General features: G+C 65.1%; 17 protein-coding genes and 1 tRNA gene. 4 read left to right on the forward strand and 14 right to left on the reverse strand.

Annotated features, from left to right (window positions below):
• The first annotated feature begins 44 nt into the window (after window positions 1–44).
• The 3 genes from KIH07_RS18410 (at window position 45) to KIH07_RS18420 (ending at window position 3,378) form a co-directional block, all read left to right on the forward strand.
• A complete protein-coding gene (locus KIH07_RS18410; protein ID WP_226493351.1) occupies window positions 45–515 on the forward strand; it encodes a YhbY family RNA-binding protein in 471 nt (156 codons plus the stop codon).
• A gap of 85 nt (window positions 516–600) precedes the next feature.
• On the forward strand, window positions 601–2,694 hold the full coding sequence (locus KIH07_RS18415) for a M3 family metallopeptidase (protein WP_226493352.1): 2,094 nt from the start codon (window positions 601–603) through the stop codon (window positions 2,692–2,694).
• A gap of 33 nt (window positions 2,695–2,727) precedes the next feature.
• Window positions 2,728–3,378, forward strand: a complete 651-nt coding sequence (locus tag KIH07_RS18420; RefSeq protein ID WP_226493353.1) for a glutaredoxin family protein — start codon at window positions 2,728–2,730, stop codon at window positions 3,376–3,378.
• A 48-nt stretch (window positions 3,379–3,426) separates the two neighbouring features.
• Here KIH07_RS18420 and rpiA read toward each other — a convergent pair whose 3' ends face one another.
• Entirely contained in the window at window positions 3,427–4,098 is a 672-nt protein-coding gene (rpiA, locus tag KIH07_RS18425) for a ribose-5-phosphate isomerase RpiA (RefSeq protein WP_226493354.1), read from the reverse strand.
• Between the two features lie 41 nt (window positions 4,099–4,139).
• Between rpiA and KIH07_RS18430 the strand changes: the two genes are divergently transcribed.
• Window positions 4,140–5,234, forward strand: coding sequence for a quinone-dependent dihydroorotate dehydrogenase (locus KIH07_RS18430; protein WP_226493355.1), 1,095 nt, complete (start codon window positions 4,140–4,142; stop codon window positions 5,232–5,234).
• Between the two features lie 13 nt (window positions 5,235–5,247).
• On the opposite strand, the gene KIH07_RS18435 is transcribed toward KIH07_RS18430, so the two are convergent.
• The 13 genes from KIH07_RS18435 to uvrB form a co-directional block, all read right to left on the reverse strand.
• Window positions 5,248–6,354, reverse strand: coding sequence for an NAD(P)/FAD-dependent oxidoreductase (locus KIH07_RS18435; RefSeq protein ID WP_226493356.1), 1,107 nt, complete (start codon window positions 6,352–6,354; stop codon window positions 5,248–5,250).
• Between the two features lie 81 nt (window positions 6,355–6,435).
• Window positions 6,436–6,510, reverse strand: a tRNA-Val gene (locus KIH07_RS18440).
• Window positions 6,511–6,595: 85 nt separating this feature from the next.
• Complete coding sequence (gene dnaQ, locus KIH07_RS18445) at window positions 6,596–7,303, reverse strand: DNA polymerase III subunit epsilon (protein WP_226493357.1); 708 nt, start codon at window positions 7,301–7,303, stop codon at window positions 6,596–6,598.
• Between the two features lie 94 nt (window positions 7,304–7,397).
• Window positions 7,398–7,736, reverse strand: a complete 339-nt coding sequence (gene fdx / locus KIH07_RS18450; protein ID WP_226493358.1) for an ISC system 2Fe-2S type ferredoxin — start codon at window positions 7,734–7,736, stop codon at window positions 7,398–7,400.
• A gap of 53 nt (window positions 7,737–7,789) precedes the next feature.
• Window positions 7,790–9,664: a Fe-S protein assembly chaperone HscA gene (gene hscA, locus KIH07_RS18455; RefSeq protein ID WP_226493359.1), complete on the reverse strand. Its 1,875-nt coding sequence runs from the start codon at window positions 9,662–9,664 to the stop codon at window positions 7,790–7,792.
• A 60-nt stretch (window positions 9,665–9,724) separates the two neighbouring features.
• Window positions 9,725–10,243, reverse strand: a complete 519-nt coding sequence (gene hscB, locus KIH07_RS18460; RefSeq protein WP_226493360.1) for a Fe-S protein assembly co-chaperone HscB — start codon at window positions 10,241–10,243, stop codon at window positions 9,725–9,727.
• 133 nt (window positions 10,244–10,376) lie between these two features.
• Entirely contained in the window at window positions 10,377–10,700 is a 324-nt protein-coding gene (iscA, locus tag KIH07_RS18465) for an iron-sulfur cluster assembly protein IscA (protein WP_177133880.1), read from the reverse strand.
• A 23-nt stretch (window positions 10,701–10,723) separates the two neighbouring features.
• Window positions 10,724–11,110: a Fe-S cluster assembly scaffold IscU gene (gene iscU / locus KIH07_RS18470; protein ID WP_077331347.1), complete on the reverse strand. Its 387-nt coding sequence runs from the start codon at window positions 11,108–11,110 to the stop codon at window positions 10,724–10,726.
• Between the two features lie 12 nt (window positions 11,111–11,122).
• Window positions 11,123–12,340, reverse strand: a complete 1,218-nt coding sequence (locus KIH07_RS18475) for an IscS subfamily cysteine desulfurase (RefSeq protein WP_226493361.1) — start codon at window positions 12,338–12,340, stop codon at window positions 11,123–11,125.
• A gap of 133 nt (window positions 12,341–12,473) precedes the next feature.
• Complete coding sequence (gene iscR / locus KIH07_RS18480; RefSeq protein ID WP_226493362.1) at window positions 12,474–13,010, reverse strand: Fe-S cluster assembly transcriptional regulator IscR; 537 nt, start codon at window positions 13,008–13,010, stop codon at window positions 12,474–12,476.
• Between the two features lie 266 nt (window positions 13,011–13,276).
• Complete coding sequence (locus KIH07_RS18485) at window positions 13,277–15,115, reverse strand: sensor histidine kinase (RefSeq protein WP_413465807.1); 1,839 nt, start codon at window positions 15,113–15,115, stop codon at window positions 13,277–13,279.
• 68 nt (window positions 15,116–15,183) lie between these two features.
• The gene (locus KIH07_RS18490; RefSeq protein WP_226493364.1) at window positions 15,184–15,885 is read right to left on the reverse strand and encodes a LuxR C-terminal-related transcriptional regulator; all 702 of its coding nucleotides are present in this window, start codon (window positions 15,883–15,885) and stop codon (window positions 15,184–15,186) included.
• A gap of 81 nt (window positions 15,886–15,966) precedes the next feature.
• Window positions 15,967–18,054, reverse strand: a complete 2,088-nt coding sequence (gene uvrB / locus KIH07_RS18495) for an excinuclease ABC subunit UvrB (RefSeq protein WP_226493365.1) — start codon at window positions 18,052–18,054, stop codon at window positions 15,967–15,969.
• Window positions 18,055–18,143: the final 89 nt, after the last annotated feature.

Genomic DNA, 18,143 nt, shown 5'->3' on the forward strand with positions numbered 1-18,143 from the left:
GCCCATGAGGGACGCCCGCCGTCTGTGTAAACGATAATTGTCCCATGCCCCAGATCACACTCACACCCGCCCAGCGCAAAGTCCACCGCGCTGACGCCCACCACCTTGATCCCGTCGTCCTCGTCGGCGGCGATGGCCTGAGCGCCTCGGTTAAAAAAGAGATTGACGCCGCGCTCAAGGCCCATGGCCTGATCAAGGTCCGCGTCTTCAGCGATGACCGCGCCGCACGCGAGGCCATGCTGCAGACCCTGGCCGACGAACTGGATGCCGCACCGATTCAACACATTGGCAAGCTGCTGGTGCTTTGGCGCCCGGTACCAGAGAAGGTCAAGGCCGCCGATGAAGACCGCCTGCCCGGACCACGCGACGTGAAAGTGCTCAAATTCAGCAAACGGGGCGGTCAGCGCCCCGAGGTCAAGGTCGTGCGCGTGCTGGGCAACCAGCGGCTGACCACCGGTGGTCAGGTCAAGCGCGCCAAGGTCATGAAGAAGAGCATCAAGAAAAGCGCCCGTTGACCCCCCCCCCGAGGCACGGGCACCCGGTGTGCCCGCTGGATCTTCCCAGCTTGAACTTGGCGAACCGCGCCGCATCTGAGAACGCATGAACGACCGCACCGACACCATCGCACACAACCCGTTGCTGGACTTCACCGATCTGCCAGTCTTTGACGCGATCCAGCCTGCGCTGGTGTCGCCCGCCATTGACAGCCTGCTGCAGGACGCCAGTGCCGCACTGGAGCGGGTTACCGCGAGCGACTTCCCCGCCCACTGGACACAGATTTCATTGGCTCTGGATGTGCCCACCGAGCGGTTGTCGCGGGCCTGGGGGGCGGTGAGTCACCTCAACAGCGTGGCCGACACCCCCGAGCTGCGCGCTGCCTACAACGAGGCCCTGCCCAAGGTCACCGAGTTCTGGACCCGCCTGGGGGCCGACGAGCGGCTGTACGCGAAATACAAGGCGATGGACCCGGCCAGCCTGACGCCCGAGCAGACCCAGGCCCACAAAAATGCCATGCGGAGTTTTGTGCTGGGTGGCGCGGAGCTGCAAGGCGAAGCCAAAACCCGGTTTGCCTGGCTGCAGGAACGCCAGGCCGAACTGGGCCAGAAATTCAGCGAAAACGCACTCGATGCCACGGACGCGTTTGCCCTTTTTGTACCCACCGAAGAACTGACCGGGGTCCCCGAAGACGTGCAGCAAGCCACGGCCGCGGCCGCCCAGGCCGACAACAAGCCTGGCCACAAGCTCACGCTGAAGATGCCCTGCTACCTGCCTGTGATGCAGTTCGCCCACAGCAGTGCCTTGCGCGAAAAGCTCTACCGGGCGTATGTCACCCGCGCCAGCGACCAGGCCGACAGCGACGCCGCGAAGTTCGACAACGCCGCCATCATGGGCGAGCTGCTGGCGTTGCGCCACGAGGAAGCGCGGTTGCTGGGCCACCGCCACTACGCCGACGTTTCGCTGGTGCCCAAGATGGCCGAATCCCCCGAACAGGTGATCTCCTTCCTGCACGACCTCGCCAGCAAGGCGCGGCCCTATGCGGAAAAGGATCTGGCCGACATGCGCGCCTTTGCCGCGACCGAGCTGGGTCTGAGCGAGCCACAGGCCTGGGACTGGCCCTACATCGGCGAGAAGCTCAAAGAGGCGCGCTATGCGTTCAGCGAGCAGGAGGTCAAGCCCTACTTCACCGCGCCCAAGGTGCTCGCCGGCCTGTTCCAGATTGTCGAGACCTTGTTTGAGGTGGCGATTCGCCGCGACACCGCGCCGGTGTGGCACCCGAACGTTGAGTTCTACCGCATCGAACGCCGCACGCCCGAGGGTACGCAACTGGTGGGCCAGTTCTACCTCGACCCTGCGGCGCGCACCGGCAAACGGGGTGGCGCCTGGATGGACGATGTGCGCGCCCGCTGGCTGCGCCCGGACAGCGGCAGCCTGCAGACACCGGTGGCGCACCTCGTGTGCAACTTCGCCGAGGGGGTGGAAGTGGACGGCGTGAAAAAGCCCCCACTGCTCACACACGACGATGTGATCACCCTGTTCCACGAGTTTGGTCACGGCCTGCACCATATGCTCACCCAGGTGAACGAGCGCGATGTCTCGGGCATCAGCGGTGTGGAGTGGGACGCGGTGGAACTGCCCAGCCAGTTCATGGAGAACTTCTGCTGGGAATGGGAGGTGCTCAAGCACATGACGGCCCACGTGGACACCGGCGAGCCGCTGCCGCGCGCGCTGTTCGACAAAATGCTGGCGGCGAAGAACTACCAGAGTGGCCTGCAGACGCTGCGCCAGGTGGAGTTCTCGCTGTTTGACATGTTGCTGCACAGCCAATCCGAACCCGTCACCAGCGGCGAGTCCATCCTGGCCCTGCAGCAACGGGTGCGCGACGAAGTGGCCGTGCTTCAGCCACCGGCCTACAGCCGCACGCCACACACCTTCAGCCACATCTTCGCTGGCGGTTATTCGGCCGGCTACTACAGCTACAAATGGGCCGAAGTGCTCTCGGCCGACGCGTATGCCGCCTTCGAAGAAGCCGCGCAGCGCACTGGCCACAGCACGCTGGATGTGGACACCGGGCGGCGCTACCGTCAGGCCATCCTCGAAGCCGGCGGCAGCCGCCCGGCCATGGAGTCGTTCAAGGCCTTCCGGGGCCGGGAACCCAGCATCGACGCCCTGCTGCGCCACCAGGGCATGGCCTGAGTTTTGTTCCTGTATTTGTCGATAGGAGTTGTCATGACCGCCACCTTCCCCCGCGCCGCCAGTCGGTCCCCCATCCCCCTCTTGCTTGGCCTGCTGTGCGCACTGGCAGCCTCCTCCGCGCTGGCCCAGGGTGTCTACCGCATCGTGGGGCCGGACGGTCGTGTGAGCTATTCGGACCAGCCGCCACCCGCGAACGCCGAGGTCAAACCGGTGAGCAGCGGCGGTTCTGCCGCCAGCGCGAACGCCCCGTTGCCGTTTGAGCTGCGCCAGGTGGCAAGCCGCTACCCGGTCACGGTCTACACCGGCAAAGACTGCGCGCCCTGCAACAGCGGGCGCAATCTGCTCAATGCCCGCGGCATTCCGTACAGCGAAAAAACCGTGGACAGCAAGGAGGACGTGGAAGCGCTCAAACGCCTGAGCGGAGACACCTCGCTGCCCTTCATCACCATCGGAGGCCAGCAGATCAAGGGCTATTCCGATGCGGAATGGACCCAATACCTGGACGCGGCCGGTTACCCCAAACAATCGGCCTTGCCGACGACCTACCGCCGCCCGGCCGCCAGCCCGCTGGTTGCGGTGAAGCCCGCTCCAGCCCCGCGACCGGCCTCACCCGAGAATGCCAGCCGCGAGCCAGCGGCCCCGGCGGAACCCTCCGTCACGCCGCCAGCGGGCATCCGGTTCTGATGCCCGGGCCCAGAGTACCCAGCTCCGGGCTTCCACCGCGCCCGACGATTAGAACGTCAGGGTTTTGACGCCATCCGATGTGCCCAACAAGCACACGCTGGCTTTCTGGTGGGCGAATACCCCCACCGTCACCACTCCCGGCCACTGACTGACCACGCTTTCAAAAGCCAGCGGATCGGCGATCCGCAGACCGGTCACGTCCAGGATGTGTTGCCCGTTGTCCGTCACCAGCGGTGCGCCATCCTTCTGCCGGACCCGGGCCTGGCCACCCAGTGCCGCAAACTGCCTCACCAGTCGGGCCGTGGCCATGGGGATGATCTCGACCGGCAACGGGAAGGCGCCCAGCGTCGTGACCAGCTTGGATTCGTCGGCGATGCAGACGAAGCGGCGCGATTGGGCCGCCACGATCTTTTCACGCGTGAGCGCCGCGCCCCCGCCCTTGACCATGTGCCCCTGCGCGTCGATTTCGTCGGCGCCGTCGATGTAGACCGACAGCTCAGCCACGTCGTTGGCCTCAAACACGGGAATGCCCAGCGCCTTCAGACGCGCGGTGGAGGCTTCCGAGCTCGACACGGCACCCGGAATCTGGCCTTTCATCGAGGCCAGCGCATCGATGAACTTGTTGACGGTCGATCCTGTGCCCACGCCCACGATTTCGCCGGGGGTCACATACTGCAGGGCGGCCTGCCCCACCAGGGCTTTGAGTTCGTCTTGGGTCATTTGCGACAATCACTGGTTACAAAGAATCCGCAGATTATCCAATGTCCCTCTTGCCCTACGCGCTCGCCCGCCCCTTCCTGTTTGGCCTCGACCCCGAAGCCGCGCACGAACTGACCCTACACAGCATCGCAAAACTGCAGCGCTCACCACTGACCTGTCTCTACAGCGAACCCCGGGTGAACGACTCCGTCACGCTCGCCGGCCTACAGTTTCCGAACCGGGTTGGCCTGGCCGCCGGACTGGACAAGAACGCCAGTTGCATTGATGGTCTGGCCGCCATGGGATTCGGTTTCGTGGAAGTGGGCACCGTGACGCCCAGGGCACAGCCCGGCAACCCCAAGCCGCGCATGTTCCGCCTGCCCCAGGCCAACGCCCTGATCAACCGGTTGGGCTTCAACAACGAGGGGCTGGATGCGTTCATTGCCAACGTGCAACGTGCCCAGTTCCGTCGCAAGGCCGGCGCCAGCCCCATGTTGCTGGGCCTGAACATCGGCAAGAACGCCAGCACGCCGATCGAGCGCGCCACCGACGACTACCTGACCTGCCTGGAAGGCGTGTACCCGCACGCCGACTACGTCACCGTCAACATTTCCAGCCCCAACACGCAGAACCTGCGCAGCCTGCAAAGCGACACCGCGCTGGACGCCCTGTTGGGGGCGGTGGCCGAGCGGCGTGAACAACTCGCGCAACAGACGGGCCGGCGCATCCCCATCTTCGTGAAGATCGCACCCGATCTGGACGACACCCAGATCGAGGTCATCGCGACCACGCTCATGCGCTACGGCACCGACAGCCAGGGACGGGCCAACAACGCTTTTGGCGTGATCGCCACCAACACCACCCTGAGCCGCGAAGCCGTGGCCGGCATGGAACACGCCAGCGAGGCCGGTGGCCTGTCGGGAGCGCCGGTGCTTGCCGCCAGCAACCGGGTCATCCGACGTCTGCGGGCCTGCCTGGGCAAGGACTTTCCCATCATCGGCGTGGGCGGCATCCTCAGCGGTAAAGACGCGGTGAGCAAGATCCAGTCGGGCGCCAACGTGGTCCAGATCTACACCGGGTTGATCTACAAGGGCCCGGCACTCGTCCGGGAAGCGGCCGAGGCGATCAAGGCCGCTGCTGCACAAGCGGCCAGCTGAGCAACCGTTGCGCTCACAGCAGCGCCGCGACGTGCTCGCCGATGGCCAGGCAACTGGTCAGGCCCGGGGATTCGATGCCCAGCAGATTGACCAGCCCCGGTACGCCGTGCACGGCCGGGCCATCGATGCGGAAGTCGGCCGCCGCCTCATGAGGCCCGCTGATCTTGGGGCGCATGCCCGCATAACCGGGAACCAAGGCCGCATCGGGCAGGCCCGGCCAGTACTGGCGCACGGCGGCGTAGAAGCCATCGGCGCTGGCCGGGTTCACGTTCAGGTCATCGGGATCGTCGGTCCATTGCACATCCGGCCCGAACTTGGCTTGTCCGCCAAGATCGATGGTCAGGTGCACGCCCAGCCCGGCCAGATGTGCCGCAGGATCGGGCGCGGGGTAGATGAGTTGCCCGAACGGTGAACGCCCGCTCAGGGTGAAATAGCTGCCCTTGGCGTACCACGCCCGGGGCGCGTGGGCGGGGTCCAGGCCTTGGGTGTTCCGTGCGAGCTCGCAGGCCTGCAAACCGGCGGCATTGACCACAGCGCGCGCCAGCAGGGTGGTGCCATCCTGCATCAGGACCTCGACCCCGGCCCCCGTCGCTCGCAGGCGCTCCACCCCGCTGTGGCAAGCCACCAGACCCGCCGCATGTTCCAGATCGCCCTGCAGACTCAACATCAGGCCATGGCTGTCCACGATGCCGGTCGACGGCGAATGCAGCGCGGCCAGACACTCCAGTTGAGGTTCGAGTGCCCGGGCTTCGGTCCGCGTGAGTGGCTTCAGATCGGTCACGCCATTGGCCACGGCCCGGGCCAGAATGCCGGGCAGCCCTTGCACCTGCGAGGCGGTGTTGGCCACGATCAGTTTGCCGCAACGCCGGTGTGCGATCCCGCGTTCGGCGCAGTAGGTATACAGCAGTGCCCGGCCCCGCACACACAAACGGGCCTTGAGGGAGCCCTGCGGGTAGTAGATGCCGGCGTGGATGACTTCGCTGTTGCGCGAGCTGGTGCCCGTGCCGATGGCCGCCTCGCGTTCCAGCACCATCACCTCGCGCCCCGCCAGCGCCAGCGAACGGGCCACGGCCAGTCCGACCACGCCCGCACCGATCACCACCACATCCACGGATTCCATGCAGTCATCTCCTGCCAAAGACGCGGCCCGAGAGCGCTGGGCCAATGAAAAAGCCCCAAGCGAAACGCTTGGGGCCTTGTCTGGTGGGCGGTGCAGGGTTCGAACCTGCGACCCCTGCCGTGTGAAGGCAGTGCTCTACCACTGAGCTAACCGCCCGATTGATCTGACCGATCACTCGGAAGCCTCAAATTATAGCCTGCTTTTTCTCACTCTTTTCGCAAGCGATCGGAATTTTGTGTACTCAGGCCAACTGCAGCTGACGCCACACCGCCTGGCCTTTGCAAGCCTTGTCGATCTCGGCAAGCACGGTCTCGTGGGCCAGCGCTTCCTGGTCGTTGGCGCGCAGCACCGGCAGCTCGATACCGCTCAGATCCACCAGCACCACCTCGCCACCCTCTCCGCTGGGGGTTTCCAGGTCCATGATCAACGCGTCCTGGCCGCGCGTCATGTTGATGTACACATCGGCCAGCAGCTCGGCGTCGAGCAAGGCGCCGTGCAGCGTGCGCCCCGAGTTGTCCACGCCCAGCCGATCGCACAACGCGTCCAGGCCATTGCGCTTGCCCGGGAACATTTCCTTGGCCATCACCAGGCTGTCGATGACCGAACCGATCACCGTCTTGAGCGGCGGCCGCCCCAGGCGGTCCAGCTCCTTGTTGAGGAAGCTGATGTCGAAGGGCGCGTTGTGGATGATCAGCTCGGCGTCGCGCAGGTAGTCCAGCAACTCGTCGGCGATCTGCCCGAACTTGGGTTTGTCGCGCAGAAACTCGTTGCTGATGCCGTGCACCTTGAGCGCGTCTTCGTGGCTGTCGCGCTCGGGATTGACGTAGAAGTGCAGGTTGTTGCCGGTGAGCTTGCGGTTGAGCAGCTCCACGCAGCCGATTTCAATGATCCGGTCGCCACTGTCGGCGGACAGGCCGGTGGTTTCGGTGTCGAGGACGATCTGGCGCATGTTCTTCCCTCAAATCTGTGCTGTGACATCAGCGGCGGTGCGGTGCCGGGTCGCGGCACCCAGGCCGGATCGGCCCCTTGACCCACGCAGCGGGTCAATGATTCTCTTTGGCGTGGTTGATCGAGTACTTGGGAATTTCCACCGTCACATCCTGCTGCGCCAGGATGGCCTGGCACGACAGGCGTGAGTTGGGTTCCAGACCCCAGGCGCGATCCAGCAGGTCTTCCTCGTTTTCGTCGAGTTCGTTGAGGCTGTTGAAGCCCTCGCGCACGATCACATGGCAGGTGGTGCAGGCGCAACTCATGTCGCAGGCATGCTCGATGGGGATGTGGTTGTCCAGCAGCGCCTCACAGATCGAGGTGCCGGCAGGCGCCGTGATGGAGGCCCCTTGCGGACAGTATTCGGGATGGGGCAGGATTTTGATCGTGGGCATGGCGTGTGATGCATCGGGGTTGGATGGACGGGCCCCGAAAGGTGTGGGCGGTTTCAGACTTCTTCGAGTTTTTTGCCAGCCAGGGCTTGCTGGATGCCCCGGTTCATGCGCAGTGCGGCGAAGGCTTCGGTCCCCTTGGCCAGCGCCTGGGTGGCGGCCTCCACCGTGGCGGCGTCGGTGCTCGCCAGGGTCTGGGCCAGATCGGTGATCAGGGCCTCGATGGCCGCGAGTTCGGCGGGTTCCAGCAGGTAGGCGTCGGCGCTGAGTGCACTGCGGGTGGCGGCGATCATGCGCTCGGCGTCCACACGGGCTTCGACCAGCGCGCGCGCTTGCATGTCCTGCTGGGCGGTGGCAAAACTGTCTTTCAGCATGGCGGCGATCTGCTCGTCCGACAGGCCGTAGGCGGGCTTGACGTCGATGCTGGCTTGCACACCGCTGCCCTGCTCCTTGGCGCTGACCGACAGCAGGCCGTCGGCGTCGACCGTGAAGCTCACGCGGATGCGCGCGGCACCCGCGGCCATGGGCGGAATGCCACGCAGCGTGAACCGGGCCAGGCTGCGGCAGTCGGCCACCAGATCGCGCTCGCCCTGCACCACGTGCAACGCCAGCGCGGTCTGGCCGTCCTGGTAGGTGGTGAAGTCCTGCGCCAGCGCGGTCGGAATGGGGCTGTTGCGCGGCACGATGCGCTCGACCAGTCCCCCCATGGTTTCGATGCCGAGCGAAAGCGGGATCACGTCGAGCAGCAGCAGATCGCCATCGCGGCTGTTGCCGGCCAGAGCATTGGCCTGGATGGCAGCGCCCAGCGCCACCACCTCGTCCGGATTCAGGTTGGTCAGCGGCGCCTGGCCGAAGAACTCCCCCACCGTGCGGCGGATCACCGGCATGCGGGTGGAGCCACCCACCATCACCACGCCCTTGACGTCTTCCTTGGTGATGCGGGCGTCGCGCAACACTTTGCGCACCGCCGTCATGGTGCGCACGGTGAGCACGGTGGTACAGGCTTCAAACTGGGCCGGGGTGATGAACTGCGTCAGCGTGCGCCCACCGATCTGCGCGTCGAACCGCACCACATCCTGGCTGGAGAGCGATTCTTTGCAGCGACGCGCTTGCGCGTGCAGCGCGGCACGTTCGGAAGGGGTCAGGTCCTCTGCGGTCACACCCTGCTGGGAGAGCACCCAGGCGGCCAGTGCCTGGTCGTAGTCGTCGCCGCCCAGCGCAGAGTCACCGCCGGTGGCCATGACCTCGAACACGCCGCGCGTCAGGCGCAGGATGGAGATGTCGAAGGTGCCACCGCCCAGATCGTAGATGGCATAGATGCCTTCGGAGCCGTTGTCCAGGCCGTAGGCGATCGCCGCCGCGGTGGGCTCGTTGATCAGGCGCAGCACGTTGATGCCCGCGAGCTGGGCCGCGTCCTTGGTGGCCTGGCGCTGTGCGTCATCGAAATAGGCCGGCACAGTGATGACCGCGCCGAAAAGCTCGTCGTCAAAACTGTCTTCGGCCCGGAAACGCAGGGTGGCCAGGATCTCGGCGCTCACTTCCATCGGCGTCTTGCGACCCGCCACGGTCTCGATCACCGCCATGCCGTTGTCTTCGACCACAGAATAGGACAGCTTGTCCACATCGGCCACCTGGGCACGGGTGCGGCCCATCAGGCGCTTGACCGAACTGATGGTGTTGGCCGGGTCCTGCACCTGGGCTGCGAGGGCCTCGAAGCCGATCTGACGACCCGCCCCGCCCTGCTGCGGATCCAGGTAACGCACCACACTGGGCAGGATCACGCGGCCATCCACCGCAGGCAGGCATTCGGAGACGCCATGGCGCACCGCGGCCACCAGCGAGTGCGTGGTGCCCAGGTCAATGCCGACCGCCACCCGGCGTTGATGCGGGTCGAGGGACTGGCCGGGTTCGGATATCTGCAGGAGCGCCATGGAAACGAGTGATGGGGAAGAAGGATCAGCGCCCGACATCGGTCGGGCCTGGAGCAGGGTCTATTGTCCCAGCTGATCGAGCCGGTTCTCGACGTCGCGTGCAAAGCGCTCAACAAACATAAGGGCTCTGACCTGCTGGGCCAGCGCGGCGTAGTCACGCAATTCGTCGGCCGTGTGCTGCAAGGCCTGCAGTTTCTCCCGGTGCGCGGCGGCCACCTCGTCGGCCATGCGCTCGAGCGCTTCGCTGCCGTGGGCATCTTCAAGCTCTTCGCGCCATTGCATCTGCTGCATCAGGAACGCCGTGGGCATGGCGGTGTTGTTCTCGGCTTCGACTGGCACGCCGTTGAGTTCACACAGATAGGCCGCGCGCCGCAGCGGATTTTTGAGGCGTTGATACGCCTCGTTGATGCGCACCGACCATTGCATGGCCAAGCGCTGAGCCTGCGCGTCCGATGCGGCAAAGCGGTCTGGGTGGGCCTCGCGCTGCAGGTCTTTCCAGCGCGCATCGAGCGCGTCGCGGTCCAGGGCGAAAGCCGGCGTGATGCCGAAGATTTCAAAGTCGGTGGATTGCAGGTTCATCACCGGATCATAGGAACAACGGGGCCGGGAGGGAAAAGTCCGGTCAAGCTCAGCGCGGAACCGGCTTCGCCGGGCCGCCGCCGACGCCCCTTGAGGGCGTTGCGCCGAAGGTGGCGCAGGGGGGGGGGAGAACCTATATCCTGAAACTCTCGCCGCAACCACAACGGTCGCGTTCGTTGGGGTTGTTGAAGCGGAAGCCTTCGTTCAAGCCTTCGCGCACGAAATCGAGCTGCGTGCCATCGATGTAGGCCAGGCTTTTCGGGTCCACCAGCACTTTCACACCGTTGTCCTCGAACACCACGTCTTCGGGGGCGATTTCATCGGCGTATTCCAGCTTGTAGGCCAGACCGGAGCAACCTGTGGTTTTGACCCCCAGGCGCACGCCCACGCCCTTGCCGCGCTTGGCGATGTAGCGGGTGACGTGCCGTGCGGCGGCTTCGGAAATCGAGATGGCCATGGTGCTGGAACGGTTGCTGGAAATCAGTTCAGGTGCTTCTTGCGGTAGTCGTCCACCGCGGCCTTGATGGCGTCTTCGGCCAGGATGGAGCAGTGGATCTTCACGGGCGGCAAGGCCAGTTCTTCGGCGATCTCGCTGTTTTTCAGCGCGGCGGCCTGATCCAGCGTCTTGCCCTTGACCCATTCGGTCACCAACGACGACGAGGCAATCGCAGAGCCACAGCCATAGGTCTTGAAGCGTGCGTCTTCGATCACGCCCGTGGTCGGGTTCACCTTGATCTGCAGCTTCATCACGTCGCCACAGGCGGGCGCGCCCACCATGCCGGTGCCAACCGATTCGTCGCCTTTGTCAAAAGAGCCGACGTTGCGGGGGTTTTCGTAGTGGTCAACCACTTTTTCAGAATAAGCCATGGTCTTTCTCCTTCAGTGTGCGGCCCATTGAATCGTGGAGATATCAATGCCGTCTTTGAACATTTCCCACAAGGGGGACAACTCGCGCAGCTTCGCCACGTTTTCCTTGATGGTGCCGATCGCGTAATCGATCTCCTCTTCGGTGGTCCAGCGGCCGATGGTCATGCGCAGGCTGCTGTGGGCCAGCTCATCGCTGCGGCCCAGGGCGCGCAGCACATAACTGGGCTCCAGACTGGCCGAAGTACAGGCCGAGCCCGACGACACCGCCAGGCCCTTGATGCCCATGATCAGCGACTCGCCCTCGACGTAGTTGAAGCTCATGTTCAGGTTGTGCGGCACGCGCTGCGTCTCGTGGCCGTTGATGAACACCTCTTCGATGTCCTTCAGGCCGGCGACCATGCGGTCGTGCAACGCGCGGATGCGCACGTTCTCGGCGTGCATCTCTTCCTTGGCGATGCGGTAGGCCTCGCCCATGCCCACGCACTGGTGCGTGGGCAGCGTGCCCGAGCGCATGCCGCGCTCGTGGCCGCCACCGTGCATTTGCGCCTCGATGCGGATGCGGGGCTTGCGGCGCACATACAGAGCACCAATGCCCTTGGGGCCGTAGGTCTTGTGGCTGGTCAGACTCATCAGATCGACCGGCAGGGTCTGCAGGTCGATGTCGACCCGGCCCGTGGCCTGGGCGGCGTCCACGTGAAAGATCACGCCCTTTTCGCGGCAGATTGCGCCGATGGACGCAATGTCCTGAATGACGCCGATTTCGTTGTTCACGAACATGACCGAGGCCAGGATGGTGTCCGGGCGGATCGCAGCCTTGAAGGCCTCCAGATCAAGCAGGCCGTCTGCCTGCACGTCGAAGTAGGTCACCTCGAAGCCCTGGCGCTCCAGTTCGCGCATGGTGTCGAGCACGGCCTTGTGCTCGGTCTTCACCGTGATCAGGTGTTTGCCCTTGGTCTTGTAGAAGTGGGCGGCTCCCTTGAGAGCCAGGTTGTTGGACTCGGTGGCGCCGCTGGTCCAGACGATTTCGCGTGGGTCGGCGTTGATCAGCGCGGCCACCTGCTCACGGGCGGTTTCCACCGCTTTTTCGGCTTCCCAACCCCAGGCATGGCTGCGCGACGCCGGGTTGCCGAAATGCTCGCGCAACCAGGGAATCATGGCGTCCACCACCCGCGGGTCGCAGGGATTGGTGGCGCTGTAGTCCATGTAGATGGGAAAGTGTGGTGTGCTCATGGCTGGCGATGCGTGGGCTGGCTGAATGGATGGGAGATGGAATGCTGTGGGCAACGGCTGACAGACGCCTGAAAGCGGCACCGTGGGCCGGCACGACCGGCCTCTGAGCCGAGCTCCAGGCGGGTCACCCGCATCATTTCGAGTATGCGGTCGCTCCCAGAGCAAACACCGAGTTGGGCGCATTCACCCGGATCGGCTTGACCACCGGTGCGCTGGAAATGGCCCGCTTGATCATGGGGGCGTTCTCCACCACCACGCCTTTGGCGAGCTGATCGTCCACCAGCGACTGCAGGGACACCGAGTCGAGAAAATCGACCATCTTGGCGTTCAGGGCTGCCCACAGTTCGTGCGTCATGCAGCGGTGGCCTTCGCCAAGGCAGTTTTCCTTGCCGCCGCACTGGGTGGCATCGATGGGTTCGTCGACCGAGACAATGATGTCGGCCACGGTGATTTCCGCAGCCTTGCGGCCCAGGGTGTAACCACCGCCGGGCCCACGGGTGGACTCGACCAGTTCGTGACGGCGCAGCTTGCCAAAGAGCTGCTCCAGGTAAGACAGCGAAATCTGCTGGCGTTGGCTGATGGCCGCGAGCGTGACGGGGCCATTGTTCTGGCGCAGGGCCAGATCGATCATGGCAGTGACCGCGAAGCGGCCTTTGGTCGTGAGGCGCATTTTCAAGCTCCTTGAAGTGTTGGCTTGACCGTCGTTGGACGATTCGCAGGCCCAAAAGCCCACAAATCCCAGCTCCGCCCACCCCGCCCGACTTCCGGGTCGATGCGTTGAAGGCTTTCCCGACTATTTTTGTCGAGTATACCGCAAAGCCGAGCGATTTGATCGACATTGTACGGCGCTCACGACTCGTGGCCCGGGAAAGAACGGCCCTTCCGGACGCCCACCGATCCCATGCGCCGGACGCCGTCCGTGCACGGCGATCAGGCCTAGGCCGCTCCGACCATGGGACCTTCATGGGCAAAGCTGAAGGTCACCCGGGTGCCGGGGAGCGCGCCGGAAAACCACACCTCGGCACCGATTTCAGCCGCGCGCAAACGGATGTTGCTGATACCGCGACCCCCTTCGCGGTATCCCGAATCCGGTGCATCACCCAGCCCGACGCCGTTGTCGGTCACGCTCAGGCAGATGCGTTCCCCGTGTTGCCAGGTGCGCACCGCAACCCGGCTGGCATGCGCATGCTTGACCACATTGGCAAACACCTCCTGCAGACAGCGAAACAGGTGCATCACGCCCCGCGCTTCCAAGCCCGGAACCGCCGGCACCTCCTGCACCTGCCAGTCGAGCTCGATGCTGGCGGCTTTCAGTGCGGGCGCGATGCGTTGGCGCAAGGTGCCCAGGATGGTGGGCAGGTCGCCCCCCATGGGTTCGAGCGAATCCAGCGTCATGCGCAGTTCTTCGAGCGCATGGTTGAGCATGAAAGCGATGGCCGCGCTCTCGACACGCTCACCGCTGCTGTGCACCAGATTGAGCGTCTGGACCAACTGGCTGCCCAGGCCATCGTGCATGTCCCGTGTGAGCCGCCGACGCTCGGTCTCCAGCACACGCTGGCTTTCCACCGCACGCAGCCGGCTGAACATGGCGTGCAGTTCTTCCTCGCGCTCGCTCACCTTGTGGGCCAGTTCGGCATTGAGCCGCTCCACCTGCTCCATCGACTGCGAGGTGCGCTGCACCAGCACCCACCCCATGGCGAACATCAGCACCAGGCTGCCCGCGGTCATCCAGCGGATGTCCACGTCACCGGGCAAGCCCACCTGGACGACCAGGAAGTCGCGCAGCCCCGTGACCATGGTGGCCAGCCCGACCACGACCATCAGCCGCTGGTTCACGTCCATGCCCCATCGCGCGCGGTGGATCACCTTGAGCAGGGCCAGCACGCACACCAGCACGATCACCCCGGTCCACAGGCGGTAGAGGTTGTAGTTCTGCGTCCAGACCAGCACGCCCAGCCAGACCGGGCCGATCACCATCATGACCTTGACCAGCTTGCGGACCACGCTCTGGCGAAAGTCGAACAGCTCGGAGATGAACAGGTACAGGAAGCCGCAGTAGAGGGTGAACGTCAGCTTGTGCAGGTAGTCCCAGGCCAGGAACGGCCCCGGCAGGAACAGCGGCGTCGACAGGTACAGGCGCAGGGTCAGCACCAGCAGGCCCGCGGCAAGCAGGCCCAGCAGCCGCTCCTCCGACATCATCCAGATCAGCAGCGAGAGCAGCCCCATCATCAGCGCCGAGGCCGCCACCATCCAGGTCAGGTGAACCTGCCACCAGATGAGCCGCTGGTGCCGCTCCTGCAAGGCGTCCCTGGCGCCGATCCACACCGGCGCGAGCCCGCTGATGCGCAGGGCCTGGGGTTGCAGCTGGATCTCGACGCGGTTGTCTTCCCACAGCGGCTTGCGCAGGCTTTGCGGCAGCGGCACCAGGTGCGCGTGGGTGCCCGTATCGAAATAGCCAGGGCCGCGTCGCCAGGCCTGGGACTCGACCTCCTGCCCATTGAAGAGCACACGAAACCGCACACCGACCCGGGGCAGCAGCAGTGCCAGTTGCGGATCGCCGGGGGTGGCTTCAGGCGGCGTCGGGGGCAGACGAAGACGGTACTGGACCTCATTCCCCCAGGTTTGCGTTCCGTCGTCCCAGAGGTGCGGCAGGGCCACGGCCTGAACCGTCTCGACCCCGTTCCTGACCGTGACCCGATCGGCCCGGGTCACCTGTGCTGCGCCCTTCGGAGCGCTGCCCTGGGTGACCATGGCGAGCAACACGAGCAGGATCACCAACAGGACCCCAGCCCAAAGGTAGGCCGGAACGCGGCTGAGGGTCTGGCGCACTCGGGCCCTGGGACTCACAGCAGACCACGCTCCTGCGCCGCCCTCACCACCTGCACCCGGCTGTGCACCGCGAGCTTGCGGTAGAGGTTCTTGATGTGGGTGCCGACGGTGGTCGGGGAGATCGCCAGCTTGCTGGCGATCTCCTTGTTCACATACCCCTGGGCGACCAGCTTGAGCACATCGGTTTCCCGCTCGGACAGCAGCACCTCTTCGCGCAGCGCGACCACCGGGATCACCGGCAGCGCCTCCTGCACCAGGCGAAACTGCTTGAGCAACATGCGGGCGAGCAGGGGCGAGATGGGCGCCCCGCCCTCGCGGATCTGCTCAATCGCGGCCGTCAGGTCCTCGCCCGTGCAGCCCTTGAGCACATAACCTGTGGCGCCGGCCTCCAGCGCGCCCACCAGCCGGGACTCCTCACCAAACACGGTGAAGACCAGCAGTTCGGCGCCAGGCTTCTCCCGTGCCAGCAGGTGCAGAAGGTCTTCCCCCCGGCCATCGGGCAGGCCCAGATCCACCAGAAAGACGTTGGCGTCGGCGCGCAAGGCGTGCACGCGGGCGTGGGCCATGCTGTCCGAATGACCGAGCAGGCGCCAGTGCGGCCGGGACAGCAGCGCCTGCCGCACGAACTGCAGAACCGTGGGATCGTCCTCGATCAGGTAGATGCGTGTGTTGTCCGCCGGTCCGTCGCCGCTGCGCGGTTCATCCTGAGCTTGCATGTGCGAATCTGGTGCTGGTGTGCCCCGCGTCCCGGCCGTTCTGGCCGGCCCCTGCGCGGTTGCTTGTGCACCGATTGTGCGTCAGGCCAGGTTGTCCACCCCGGGGGCGCCAAACACCTGGGCCTTCAAGTGGTGCAACTGGTCCCGCACCCCGGCCGCCTTCTCGAATTCGAGGTTGCGCGCGTGCTCCAGCATGAGTTTTTCCAGCCGCTTGATTTCACGCGCCACGTCCTTCTCGCTCATGTCTTCCACGCTGGCGCGCTGCGCGCTCTCGGCGGCCAGGCGGTCGGCTTCCTTACCGGCCTTTTCGCTGTAGACGCCGTCGATCAGGTCCTTGATGCGCTTGTTGATGCTGCGCGGCTCGATGCCCTGCGCCAGGTTGTGCGCCACCTGTTTGGTGCGGCGGCGCTCGGTTTCGCCCATGGCCCGGGCCATTGAGTCGGTCACGCGGTCGGCGTACAGGATGGCACGGCCCTGCAGGTTGCGCGCCGCGCGGCCAATGGTCTGGATCAGGCTGCGCTCGGAGCGCAGGAAGCCTTCCTTGTCGGCGTCCAGGATTGCCACCAGCGAGACCTCGGGAATGTCCAGCCCCTCGCGCAGCAGGTTGATGCCCACCAGCACGTCGAAAGCACCCAGCCGCAGGTCGCGGATGATCTCCACCCGCTCCACGGTGTCCACGTCGCTGTGCAGGTAGCGCACCTTGACGCCGTTTTCCGTCAGGTAGTCGGTCAGTTGCTCGGCCATGCGCTTGGTCAGCGTGGTGATGAGCACGCGCTCGTTCTTCTCCACCCGGATGCGGATTTCCTGCAGCACGTCGTCCACCTGGTGCGTGGCCGGGCGCACCTCCACCTCCGGGTCCACCAGGCCGGTGGGACGCACCACCTGTTCCACCACCTGGCCCGAATGCGTCTTTTCGTAGTCGGCCGGCGTGGCCGAGACAAACACCACCTGGCGCATGCGCTGCTCGAACTCTTCGAGCTTGAGCGGCCGGTTGTCCAGCGCGCTGGGCAGACGGAAACCGTACTCCACCAGCGTGGTCTTGCGCGCCCGGTCGCCGTTGTACATGCCACCGAACTGCCCCATGAGCACGTGGCTCTCGTCCAGAAACATCACCGCGTCTTTGGGCAGGTAGTCGGTCAAAGTGGACGGGGGCTCGCCCTCGGCCGTTCCGGCCAGGTGGCGCGAGTAGTTCTCGATGCCCTTGCAGTGGCCCACCTCGCTGAGCATTTCCAGGTCAAACCGGGTGCGCTGTTCCAGCCGCTGGGCCTCCACCAGCTTGCCCATGCCAACCAGTTGCGCCAGGCGCACGCGCAGTTCCTCCTTGATCAGTTCCACCGCATTGAGGACCTGCTCGCGCGGCGTCACGTAGTGGCTGCTGGGGTAGACGGTGAAGCGCGGGATCTTCTGCCGCACCTTGCCGGTGAGCGGGTCGAAGAGTTGCAGGGTCTCGACCTCGTCGTCGAACAGCTCGATGCGGATCGCCATCTCGCTGTGTTCGGCCGGGAACACGTCGATGGTGTCACCACGCACGCGGAACTTGCCACGCGAGAAGTCGGCCTCGTTGCGCGCGTACTGCATGCGCACGAGCTGGGCGATCAGGTCGCGCTGGCCGATCTTGTCGCCGGTGCGCAGCGTCATCACCATCTGGTGGTAGCTCTCGGGCTTGCCGATGCCGTAGATGGCGGAGACGGTGGCCACGATCACCACGTCGCGCCGCTCCAGGATGCTCTTGGTGCAGCTCAGGCGCATCTGTTCGATGTGCTCGTTGATCGCGCTGTCCTTTTCGATGAACAGGTCGCGCTGCGGCACATAGGCCTCGGGCTGGTAATAGTCGTAGTAGCTGACAAAGTACTCGACCGCGTTTTTCGGAAAGAACTCGCGGAACTCGCTGTAGAGCTGCGCGGCCAGGGTCTTGTTGGGCGCGAACACGATGGCCGGACGCCCCAGACGGGCGATCACGTTGGCCATGGTGAAGGTCTTGCCCGAGCCGGTCACGCCCAGCAGGGTCTGAAACACCTCACCGTCGTTGATGCCCTCCACCAGTTGCTCGATGGCGGTGGGCTGGTCGCCCGCTGGCGGGTACGGCATGAAGAGTTCGAACGGCGAACCGGGAAAACGGATGAATTCACCCTGCTGTGTTTCCGGTATGACTTCTGCAATTTTTGGCATGGCGCGCTCGGCAGGCCCGGGTAGGGGCCGGGTAAAATCATGGATAACCCGCAAGGCTAACCGAGCCCCGAAAATCCCGCTACTGACAA

Source organism: Hydrogenophaga taeniospiralis (assembly GCF_020510445.1).
Taxonomy (GTDB): domain Bacteria; phylum Pseudomonadota; class Gammaproteobacteria; order Burkholderiales; family Burkholderiaceae_C; genus Hydrogenophaga.

Coding starts and splice junctions, on each gene's coding strand:
- KIH07_RS18475 (WP_226493361.1), bottom strand. CDS start 12,340: ATGAGCACACCACACTTTCCCATCTACATGGACTACAGCGCCACCAAT.
- iscU (WP_077331347.1), bottom strand. CDS start 11,110: ATGGCTTATTCTGAAAAAGTGGTTGACCACTACGAAAACCCCCGCAAC.
- KIH07_RS18490 (WP_226493364.1), bottom strand. CDS start 15,885: ATGCAAGCTCAGGATGAACCGCGCAGCGGCGACGGACCGGCGGACAAC.
- iscR (WP_226493362.1), bottom strand. CDS start 13,010: ATGCGCCTCACGACCAAAGGCCGCTTCGCGGTCACTGCCATGATCGAT.
- KIH07_RS18410 (WP_226493351.1), top strand. CDS start 45: ATGCCCCAGATCACACTCACACCCGCCCAGCGCAAAGTCCACCGCGCT.
- rpiA (WP_226493354.1), bottom strand. CDS start 4,098: ATGACCCAAGACGAACTCAAAGCCCTGGTGGGGCAGGCCGCCCTGCAG.
- iscA (WP_177133880.1), bottom strand. CDS start 10,700: ATGGCCATCTCGATTTCCGAAGCCGCCGCACGGCACGTCACCCGCTAC.
- fdx (WP_226493358.1), bottom strand. CDS start 7,736: ATGCCCACGATCAAAATCCTGCCCCATCCCGAATACTGTCCGCAAGGG.
- KIH07_RS18415 (WP_226493352.1), top strand. CDS start 601: ATGAACGACCGCACCGACACCATCGCACACAACCCGTTGCTGGACTTC.
- KIH07_RS18420 (WP_226493353.1), top strand. CDS start 2,728: ATGACCGCCACCTTCCCCCGCGCCGCCAGTCGGTCCCCCATCCCCCTC.
- uvrB (WP_226493365.1), bottom strand. CDS start 18,054: ATGCCAAAAATTGCAGAAGTCATACCGGAAACACAGCAGGGTGAATTC.
- hscA (WP_226493359.1), bottom strand. CDS start 9,664: ATGGCGCTCCTGCAGATATCCGAACCCGGCCAGTCCCTCGACCCGCAT.
- dnaQ (WP_226493357.1), bottom strand. CDS start 7,303: ATGCGCCAGATCGTCCTCGACACCGAAACCACCGGCCTGTCCGCCGAC.
- hscB (WP_226493360.1), bottom strand. CDS start 10,243: ATGAACCTGCAATCCACCGACTTTGAAATCTTCGGCATCACGCCGGCT.
- KIH07_RS18435 (WP_226493356.1), bottom strand. CDS start 6,354: ATGGAATCCGTGGATGTGGTGGTGATCGGTGCGGGCGTGGTCGGACTG.
- KIH07_RS18430 (WP_226493355.1), top strand. CDS start 4,140: ATGTCCCTCTTGCCCTACGCGCTCGCCCGCCCCTTCCTGTTTGGCCTC.